Origin of the sequence: Pseudomonas sp. ES3-33 (genome assembly GCF_000952175.1) — a bacterium.
GTDB lineage: Bacteria > Pseudomonadota > Gammaproteobacteria > Pseudomonadales > Pseudomonadaceae > Aquipseudomonas > Aquipseudomonas gregormendelii.
This window is the reverse complement of record NZ_JZRI01000137.1, coordinates 18361-27243: the sequence shown is the minus strand read 5'-3', so window position 1 is coordinate 27243 and position 8883 is coordinate 18361. Positions and strand designations below refer to the sequence as shown.

The 8883-nt window shown below is 63.9% G+C and carries 7 protein-coding genes; all 7 read right to left on the bottom strand.

What is annotated here, in order from left to right:
• Window positions 1-96: 96 nt before the first annotated feature.
• The 7 genes from UB23_RS22910 to UB23_RS22880 all read right to left on the bottom strand — a co-directional run bounded on the left by UB23_RS22910 (window position 97) and on the right by UB23_RS22880 (window position 8873).
• Complete coding sequence (locus UB23_RS22910; RefSeq protein WP_045061571.1) at window positions 97-1797, bottom strand: amidase; 1701 nt, start codon at window positions 1795-1797, stop codon at window positions 97-99.
• A 196-nt stretch (window positions 1798-1993) separates the two neighbouring features.
• Window positions 1994-2488 carry a PaaI family thioesterase gene (locus tag UB23_RS22905; RefSeq protein WP_045061570.1) on the bottom strand — a complete coding sequence of 165 codons (495 nt, stop codon included), beginning with the start codon at window positions 2486-2488 and terminating at the stop codon, window positions 1994-1996.
• Between the two features lie 135 nt (window positions 2489-2623).
• On the bottom strand, window positions 2624-3421 hold the full coding sequence (locus UB23_RS22900; protein WP_045061569.1) for a ChbG/HpnK family deacetylase: 798 nt from the start codon (window positions 3419-3421) through the stop codon (window positions 2624-2626).
• A complete protein-coding gene (locus UB23_RS22895) occupies window positions 3393-4637 on the bottom strand; it encodes a GNAT family N-acetyltransferase (protein WP_045061574.1) in 1245 nt (414 codons plus the stop codon). Before UB23_RS22895 ends, UB23_RS22900 begins: the two co-directional genes overlap by 29 nt.
• A gap of 23 nt (window positions 4638-4660) precedes the next feature.
• Entirely contained in the window at window positions 4661-6574 is a 1914-nt protein-coding gene (locus tag UB23_RS22890; protein WP_045061568.1) for a hypothetical protein, read from the bottom strand.
• On the bottom strand, window positions 6571-7875 hold the full coding sequence (locus tag UB23_RS22885) for a lipopolysaccharide biosynthesis protein (RefSeq protein WP_045061567.1): 1305 nt from the start codon (window positions 7873-7875) through the stop codon (window positions 6571-6573). Before UB23_RS22885 ends, UB23_RS22890 begins: the two co-directional genes overlap by 4 nt.
• Entirely contained in the window at window positions 7872-8873 is a 1002-nt protein-coding gene (locus UB23_RS22880) for a polysaccharide deacetylase family protein (RefSeq protein WP_045061566.1), read from the bottom strand. The genes UB23_RS22885 and UB23_RS22880 overlap by 4 nt, the downstream gene beginning before the upstream one ends.
• Window positions 8874-8883 lie beyond the last annotated feature (10 nt).

The window sequence follows — 8883 nt, the reverse complement described above, 5'->3', positions numbered from 1 at the left end:
CCGTAGGAGCTGTCGAGTGAAACGAGGCTGCGATCTTTTAACACCCAGCGCACACCAGCCACCAACATGTCGCCCCAATTCCCACAGGCATTTTCCCTACAACACAGGCGTACGCGGCGGGATCAGGCGCTTGGAGCCGGTGGCCTCGAACGCACTGGCCAGGCGCAGCAACGATGAATCGTCATAGGCACGACCGGCAAAGGTCAGGCCCACCGGCATGCCAATGTCCGGCATCACGCCCATCGGGACCGTCACCGTAGGGACGCCCAGGTGGCGGATAGCGAGGTTGCCATTGGCGACCCAGACGCCGTTGCTCCAGGCGATGTCCGCAGAACGGGGATCGACATCGGCATTCGCCGGGGCCACGTCGGCGACGGTCGGAAACAGCACCGCGTCCAGGCCCAGGCGATCCATCCAGTCTTCGAGATCGATGCGCCGGGTCTGTTCCAGTCCGCGCAGGCCGTCAGGCACCGTGGTGATCTGGTCCCACGGTGTGATGCCGCGTTCGGCCATGCGCACATACTCGTCCATGCCCGCTACCAGGTCGCCTTCGCGGTTGGGCAGGGTGCCTGGGTCGTGGGGAAAGATCAGCGGGCCGTCGACGTCGACCAGCCGGTTGAGCTTTGGATCCCCGTTGGCCTGCAGGAAATCATCGAACGCCCAGGCCGTCAGGTCCCAGAGTTCGTGGTGCAGAAACTCCTTCGACACCAGGCCCCGAGTGAAGACGGTCGGTGCTCCGGGGCGATCACCCTCGCAATTGGACACCAGCGGGAAATCCACTTCGATCACTTGCGCGCCCGCCGCTTCCAGCGCCTGACGCGCCTGTTGCCAAAGCCCGATCACCGAATCCCGGGTGATGATGCGCTGGCCTGTCGGCCCGCCAATGCCCGGCGCTTCTGCCGTGCCAGCCTCGGGGTCGGCATTGATATACATGCGCGGTACGCCCAGGCGTTTCCCGGCCAGAGCCTCAGCCTTCGCTGCCAGCGCTGGATAGCTCGCCGGACGCACCGAGGCCACGCTCGGAATCGGTACCCAGGGCTGCATGCGCCACAGGTCGCCGCGGGTGTCGGGATCTTCCGCGACCACCACGTCGAGCACTTCGAGCAGATCCGCCATGGTCCGGGCGAAGGGCACGACCACGTCCATGGTCGGCGTCAGGGGCCAGTTGCCGCGCACCGAAATCACCCCACGCGAAGGTGTATAGGCACACAAGCCGTTGTTCGATGCTGGCCCACGGCCACTCGACCAGGTTTCTTCAGCCAGCCCGAACGCGGCGAAACTGGCCGCCGTTGCCGTACCCGCGCCATTGGACGAACCGGAAGCAAAGGGCGCCGTGAGGTAATCGGCGTTGTACGGGCTCTCTGCACGGCCATAAACCCCGCGTTGCATACCGCCATTGGCCATGGGCGGCATGTTGGTCTTGCCCAGGCAAATCGCACCCGCACCACGCAGGCGCTCGATGGTGAACGCATCACGGTAAGCCACCAGGTCGACGAAGGCCGGGCTGCCGGAGGCGGCCGTCAGCCCCTTGACCAGATAACTGTCCTTGGCAGTGTAGGGAATACCATCGAGCGGGCCGAGGGTCTGGCCCTTGGCGCGGCGCTCATCGGATGCCTGCGCTTCGGCGAGGGCTTCAGGGTTGCGCACCACCACTGCGTTCAGCGCTGTCGGCGTGTCGCGCCCGTCGTAGGCATCGACCCTGGCGAGATAAGCCTGGACCAGTTCAACCGCGGTGGTCTGGCCCGACTCGAGCGCCGCCCGCAGCTGCGCAATGGAAACCTCAGTGACCTCGATCATGCGGTTACCCCCGACATTGTTTGAATGATGTGCTTCGTTGAACCAAAACGCTGGGTCCGGGGGGCATCACACTTCTCAACTTGGATATTCATATGACTCTCGTTGCACTGCATTCGCGACAGGGCCTGAGCTTATCGGCCGAGTGCCTATTTTGCACCAGAGTGGGCGCGCCGCCGACAAAAAAAGTACCGAAGCCTCAACCCTCGCGGCCATGCGCAGCGGCGGCCAGCTGTCCGGTATCGACCCGCACGAACACCGAGTCGCCCACCGCTGTCAGCACGCCATCGGCATACACCTCGCAGATCACCCGGGTCTTGCGGCCAACGTCACCTTCGACTTTGGCGCGCAGGGTCAGCGGCACACCCATGGGCGTCGGCTTGATGAATTTGATGCCCAGGTTGCCGGTGACGCAGTCGATGCGCGGCAGGCTATCGGCTGTGCGGGTTTCGGCGCGGTAGTGATAGGCCATGGCCGTCCAGTTCGAATGGCAGTCCACCAGCATGGCGATCAGTCCGCCGTAAACCAGGTCGGGCCAACCGCAATAACGGGCATCGGGCAGGTGCTCGGCCATGACATGGATGCCGTCTTCGTGCCAGAAGCTCTTGATATGCAAACCATCGGGATTCTTGCCGCCACAGCCATAGCAGACGCCTTCTGGCGCGGCGCAGTCTTGCAGGGAAGTGTCGAGCATGGGAGGTTCCTATTTTTATTTCGGGAATCTGCCAAGCCTATAAGAATTACTTGACCTGTGGGAGCCTGGCTTGCCAGCGATGACGCCCGTGAGCTCGCCATCGCCGGCAAGCCAGCGCCTGCAAGATGCTCTGCCTTACGGTTTCACGACCACCGCCCCGCCCGGTAGCCCGACGCTGTTCACCGCCCCATACGACACCCGCGGCACACCTCGCATCCGCTGCTCCAGCAACTGCGTGAGCGACTCTCCGGGATTCAGATAAGCGTCGCCGAAATCCGTGCCGATCTGGTTCGGGTGGGCGACGATTTCCAGTACTCCTTTGGTCGGCATTGCTGCGTTGCGCAGGTCCACAGGCGTGCACACATAGTCGGCGGTGGCGCCGGCCAATTGCTGGAGACGGGCGTTGAGCAATCGTTTGAACACGCGCTTGGGCAGGCTGAGGTTTTGCCCCAGGTTGCGCGCCAGGCGCACCGGCACGCCCTGGCGGGCGGCGAAGCGCGCGACGATTTCGCCGATCGGCCAGATGTTGTGCACGTGTTGATGGGAATCCAGATGGCTGGGCCGCACGCCGTTGTCCAGGCAGCGTTGCCATTGCGCTTCAAGCTCCTCCAGAACAGCTTGGCGATCTTCGCGGCTGAGCCAGAGGCGATGGCGGGGCAGGTTGAGGTCGAACACCCCGGCGTTGTCGCAGAAGTGCGGGCGCGAAAGAATGCCCAGGCTCAACGGCTGGCCGTAGGTGAGGTTGAAGTGCAGGCCGATGCGACCGGTCAGCAGCGGATGCCGGGCCATGGCGCATGCGGCTTCGAAGGCCGGCATGTTGGCCATGGCCGTGGCAGAGCTGATAACGCCCGCCTGGAATGCACCGAGGATCACGGCGTTTTCATTTGGGCTGAGCCCGAAATCATCAGCGTTGACTATGACTTGACGTGGCATGTTTGCCCTCCAGTATGGCGGTGTTCCTGGCCTTGAACTGCTTGGCAGCGGGGGTGGGCGTGGCCACGGCGGCCGCCACTGGTTGCACCGCTTCCGGTTTTACGGGCTTGGCCGCACGCCGCGCTTTCCATTGTTGCAACCGTGGCTTGAGCGCCTGCCAGACCCGTAAGGCCAGCCCCAGGGCGATACCGCTGGGTCGCCAGGAATAGAAGCTCCAGCGCCAGTGCTCCAGTTGCCCGGTCATGCGCTCGTGCAGTTGATGACTGGAATTTTCCAGACTGACGCGCGAGGCATCGATCCAGCGCCAGTTGTCGTCCAGGCCCCAGCGAATCCACTCTTCGAGCAAGACGCGGCCGCTGCCCAGGTCGGCGTATTGCGGCAGGAATGCCAGGTTGTAATCGTACAACCGACCCTGTTCGAGCAGCCCCAGGCGGTAACTGATGCAGCGCTCGTCCAGCTCGAGGATCACCACCCGCACCAGCCCCTGGGCGGCGAGGGCGGTGAAGGCTTGATTCATCCATTGGCGGTGGCGCTCATCGGCAAAAATCCCCACCCCTTCGTCACCTTTCCAGCTTACCGCCTCGACTTCACTGATGGCCTGCAGCAACGCACCCATGGTCGACGCATCCGGGGTAATGCGCCGCACTTGTGCGCCACAGGCAGCGATGCGTTTGCGTGCGCGGCGCAGTTTGTAGCGCGGGTCGCCGGAGATTTCCTGGTGGTCGGCCTCGCTGATCTGGTGCACGGGCACGCGACAACTCAGGCGCCGTTCACCGGTAGAGCTGTGCGCCATCCAGTGGGTCAGGGCGCTTTCTTCGCCAGCGGCAGCGCAAAGCTCGTTCAATTGCAGCAAGGCGTGGGGCAGTTTGCGGCGAACCTGCGCCAATGCCTGGCGCACGTCCCCGGCGTCCAGGCGGGCAAGCAGCGCCAGGCGATCGGCCAGGGGGTAGCCCAGGTGGTGCAGCACCCGGAAGGGCAACCCGCCGAAACGCTCCACCGATGCCACCAAGGGCAGGCACAACTGCAGCTCATCGCCTCGCCAGGCTAGCAGCACATGCACCTGGCATCCGACGGCGAGGGCCTGTTCCGACGCGCACATCCAGGCCAGCGTGTTGAACGGAGTGTGCTCCGCGACCCGCAGGCGCAACGCTTCATAAGCCGCTGCCGGGAAGTCGGGTGTACACAGCGAAGTACGCCATTCAAATCGTGCTGTCATAGGTTCAGGTCGGTCCGTGGCGTTCATGAGGCGCTCCAGCGCAGGGCGAACAAGGTTTCCCCAGGCAGCTCGAAGCTGATGCGGCCGCCCTGGCATTTGAAAGGTGCTTCGCGGCTGCGATTGTCCACGCCGAAGTAATGCAATGTGCCGTTGTTCAGCGGGCAGGCCGTGCCCTCCAGGCTGACCAACTGGATGCGCGCGCCTTTGTTGACCCCGAACAGACTGCGTTGATGGTCGCTGGCCATGGCCAGCACATCCACTTCGAAGGCGTCGTTCTCCAGGCGCATCACGTCGTGCAGCCAGTGCTGCTGCATGAACTGCTGGGCATATCCCACCGGTTTGAGCTCGTAGTGCTCTTCGTCGAGCATGCGCAGCATGCCCTTGCGATGGTCGGATTCGTCGGCGGCCTGGAACCAGCCGAGCATGTCGAGCAAGCCATCCTGGGATGAATTGATCGCTACCGAGGCCCACCACAGTGAAGCGTAATGGGTCTCCTGGTCGTACGGGCTGAGGCTGCTCCCGCTGGACATGTTGGTTTGGTCCAGCAGCAAGGCCTTGCGTGGGCGACCTTGGGCATCCAGCCCGACCAGATCGGCGGCGCGCCGCACGCTGTCGCGATAGACCCGGGTCGCCAGCAGGTCGCGCACCATCCATTCGTGCCAGGCCAGGGCATCGATGCTGTCCCCGGATTCGGCGAGCAGGCGCCTGGCCCAGTCGATGCCACGCCGGTCTTCGGCGTTTTCGATGAACGGACCGTTGATGAACCGCGAGCTCGCTGGCATCACAATGCGCACGCCGGCCTTGGCATTGGCCGGGTCGCTGCGTACCTGGCGGGCCATGCTGTTGAAGATCGCCTGATAGCTCGCGTAGTCGCGGTAGTTGAGGTTTGGCTCGTCGGCGAAGCCGATGTAGTGCGTGCCTTTGCCGCCGAGGGCGCGAGTGGCGGCCAGCCAGGCATCGAGTCCGGCGGTGCTGTTGGCATCGAGGCGCAGGTCGGCCACTCGGTACCGGCCGGCCAGCAGGGTCAGGTTCTGGGTGATGCCGAAACGCTCCTGGAACAGGCGACGGAATTTGTCTTCGTAATGCGGCCGGGTCGCCATGATGTCGACCAGGCTGTAGTGGGTCGCGGCTGTGGCGTTGAGCGCATCGAACAAGGCAAAAGTCGAGGGCGGCGGCAACGCGTAGGGCATGGCGATGCCCAGGTTCGGGGTCTTGCCGATCACGCCCGGGTGCAGGGTCAGGCGGGTCTTGCCGAAGTCCTCGCGCAAGGGTTTGAGTTGCTGTGGGGTCTGGGCAAACAGGTTGGCCGTGCCATCGAGCCAGAACGCCACTTTGCCACTGCCGCGCAAGCGCAGGCGCCAGACCTGGTCAGCGGCGGCCACTGGCAACTCGACCTTGTCGAATTGCCAATACGCCGGGTAGGGCTTGAGGGCCAGCGACACCTGCTTGCCGTCATCCAGCCGCTGCGCCTGTAAGGCCTCCACACCGCCGTGGAACTTGCCGGCCAGTACCGCGCGCTCGCCGGCCGCGACCTTGAAGTACAACTCCTCGTTGTCCCCGGGTTCGGCGCTGAAATGCACCTTGGCCGGGGCAAACAGCGCGACCGTGCGCTCGTCGTGCTCAACCGTGTACCGGCGGAAGCTGTAGCCTGGAATTTCCAGGCGATAACTGGCCGCGCTCGGTGCCAGCGGCCAGCTTTGGCTGCCACTGGTTTCACTCGCGGCGATCTTGCGTTCGGCCTGCAGCTTGCCCTGGCCATCGATCAGGTACAGCTGTTCTTCGTTGGCTTGTGCCTGCCAGGCCGGCGTCCAGCGCACGGTCAGGGTGTCAGGGCTATCGGGTTGCAGGTACAGGCTGCCGTCGCGAATTTGCGCCCAGCGCATGGGGGCGGCTTCGGCGCTCAGACTCAGACTGATGAACAGTAACAGCCACTTCATGCCGACTTCCGTTGCAGCATTTGCAGCATGGGCGCCACGTCGCTGGGCAGGATGATCAGGGTTTGCCAGATAGGCACCCGGCTCAAGTGGCAGTACAGCAGCAGCAGCGCCACAGTCACCGCCAGGTAGGCAATTGAAGAAGCCGCTGCTGCACCGACGATGCCATAGGCGGGGATGAGTATGAGGTTCAGCGGCAGGCTGAGCAGGGCGCTGAAACCCATCAGCATGGAAATCGCGCCGGGACGGTTCTTGCCCAGCAGGTCCAGGCGCAGGATGCTCATGTAGCACAGGCCCAGCAGGCCCGGCAGCAGCGCCAGGAGGGCCGGGTAGGCCGGTTGATAGGCAACGCCGAACAAGGTAATGATCAGCCATTCACCGATCAGCGCCATGGACAGGCACGCACCAATCATCACCGTGGCGGTGAGGCGCAATGCCAGGGGCGTGAGTTTCTCAATGCCCTTTTCCTGCTGCAGCAGGTTCTTCATCAGCGGAGTGGTCACGGCTTCGGGAACGATCAGCAGCAATTCGGCAGCCGCGCTGGCCATCGCGTAATGGCCCAGGGCCGTGGTACCTAACAGGGCGCCGATGAACAGATAGTCGGAGCGCAGGATCACCTGCTGGAACAACAGGTCGGGATGGCTGCGTGCGCTGTAGCGCAGCAGTTCTTTCTGGCTGGCCCGGTCCCACTGCAAGATCACCGGCTGGGCTCGCTTGAGCCAGATCCAGCCGGTCAGCACCACCATGCTGAGCCCGGCCAGCCAACTGATCAACGCGGCTTCCAGTGCCGCGTTTTTCCACATCCAGAACAGGGCGAGAAACAGCAGCAGCGGCGCCACCGATTCGATCAGGCGCAAGACGTTGAACGCCATCACGTTGCCCGAGGCGTTGTGCAGCGTCAACAGGCCACTCTTGAGTACCGTCAGCGGCACCGCCAACAACAATAACCAGGCGAGCAAACCCAGTTGCAGGGTGATGTCCAGTTCGCTGCCGAACTCCCGCGTCAGCGCCACCACCACCAACGTCAGCAACCCGGCGAGCAAGCAGCCGTACACCAATACCTGACTCAGCAACAGACCCATGGGCCGATGCTGCGCTGCCTGGAAGCCGACGGCCGAATTTAGCCCGCCACTGGTGGCGGCGCTGATCAGTTCGGGCAGGGTACTGAGCAGGGCAAACAGACCACGCTCGCTTGGCCCCAGAATCCGCGCCAGCAAAACGTTGCGTAGCAGGCGCACGGCGATCATCGCCAGCTTGGTGCCCATGCTCAAAGCCAGGTTTTTCAGGTACGTGTTGCGACTCATGCGCGGGCTCCGCGGCAGATGCGCCAGGACAACAACTGCGGATTGCGCGCCACCCTTTGGCTGACGCCGAACCTGGGCAGTGCCAGCGGATCCGGGTGGCCACGGTAAATCCCGGCAGCGGTGCCCAGGGCAAACGGGAAATCATGGTCGGCGACCTGTTGCCGCACCCGTGCATCGTTGTCGCCATTGGGGTAGCAGTACACTGGCAACGGTCGCTGGCAGCCGTTGTGCAGCGCATCGCGGCTACGGCGGATTTCCTCCGCCAGGGTGCGATCGTCGAGCCCGGTGAGGATCGCATGGCTGGCCCCGTGCGGACCGAAGCGCACCAGCCCGGAATTTTCCAGCTCGCGCACCTGCTGCCAGTCCAGTGCCTGGGGCATGGATTCGGCCGGACACTCGTCGGTGAGTCGGCTGAGCGCCTGGGGCGGCAGGGTTTTCAGGCTTTGCAGAAAGCGCAGCAGCGCCAGACTGCGGCGTTGCTCGTTGGCATCGTGCAACTGCGCCGGCAGTGGCCGGCCGGCCTGTTGCAGGGATTCGATCAGGTGTATCCGCGCCTCCTCGCCATGACTGCCCCAGAGCGTTTCGCCAAGGCTTTCCCACCAGAACCGCTGGCGGCTGCCGATGAAATCGCTGGAGAGAAAAATACTCGCCGGCACTTGATGCTTGAGCAATACCGGGAAGGCGTGCAGGGCGTTGTCGCGCCAGCCGTCGTCGAACGTCAGGCTCACTCTTGGCCGCTTCGTCGGGCTTTGGGTGGGTTGCAGGATGTCCATCAGCGGCACGCAGTCGAAGTGCCTGCTCAGCCAGCCCAGAAAGTGGTCAAAGGCCTGGGTGCCGATGCACAGTTCGTTGCGATGGGGCAGGTCGGCGGCGTCGTCATCGGGCAGCACCCGATGCAGCATCAGGATCACCCCGGCGCCGTGCAGTTGATTGCGCCCCACTGACGAGTTCAGGTAGAGCCATCCGCTGGTCTGTTTGAACAATTGCATAATCCCCATGGTTCCATCC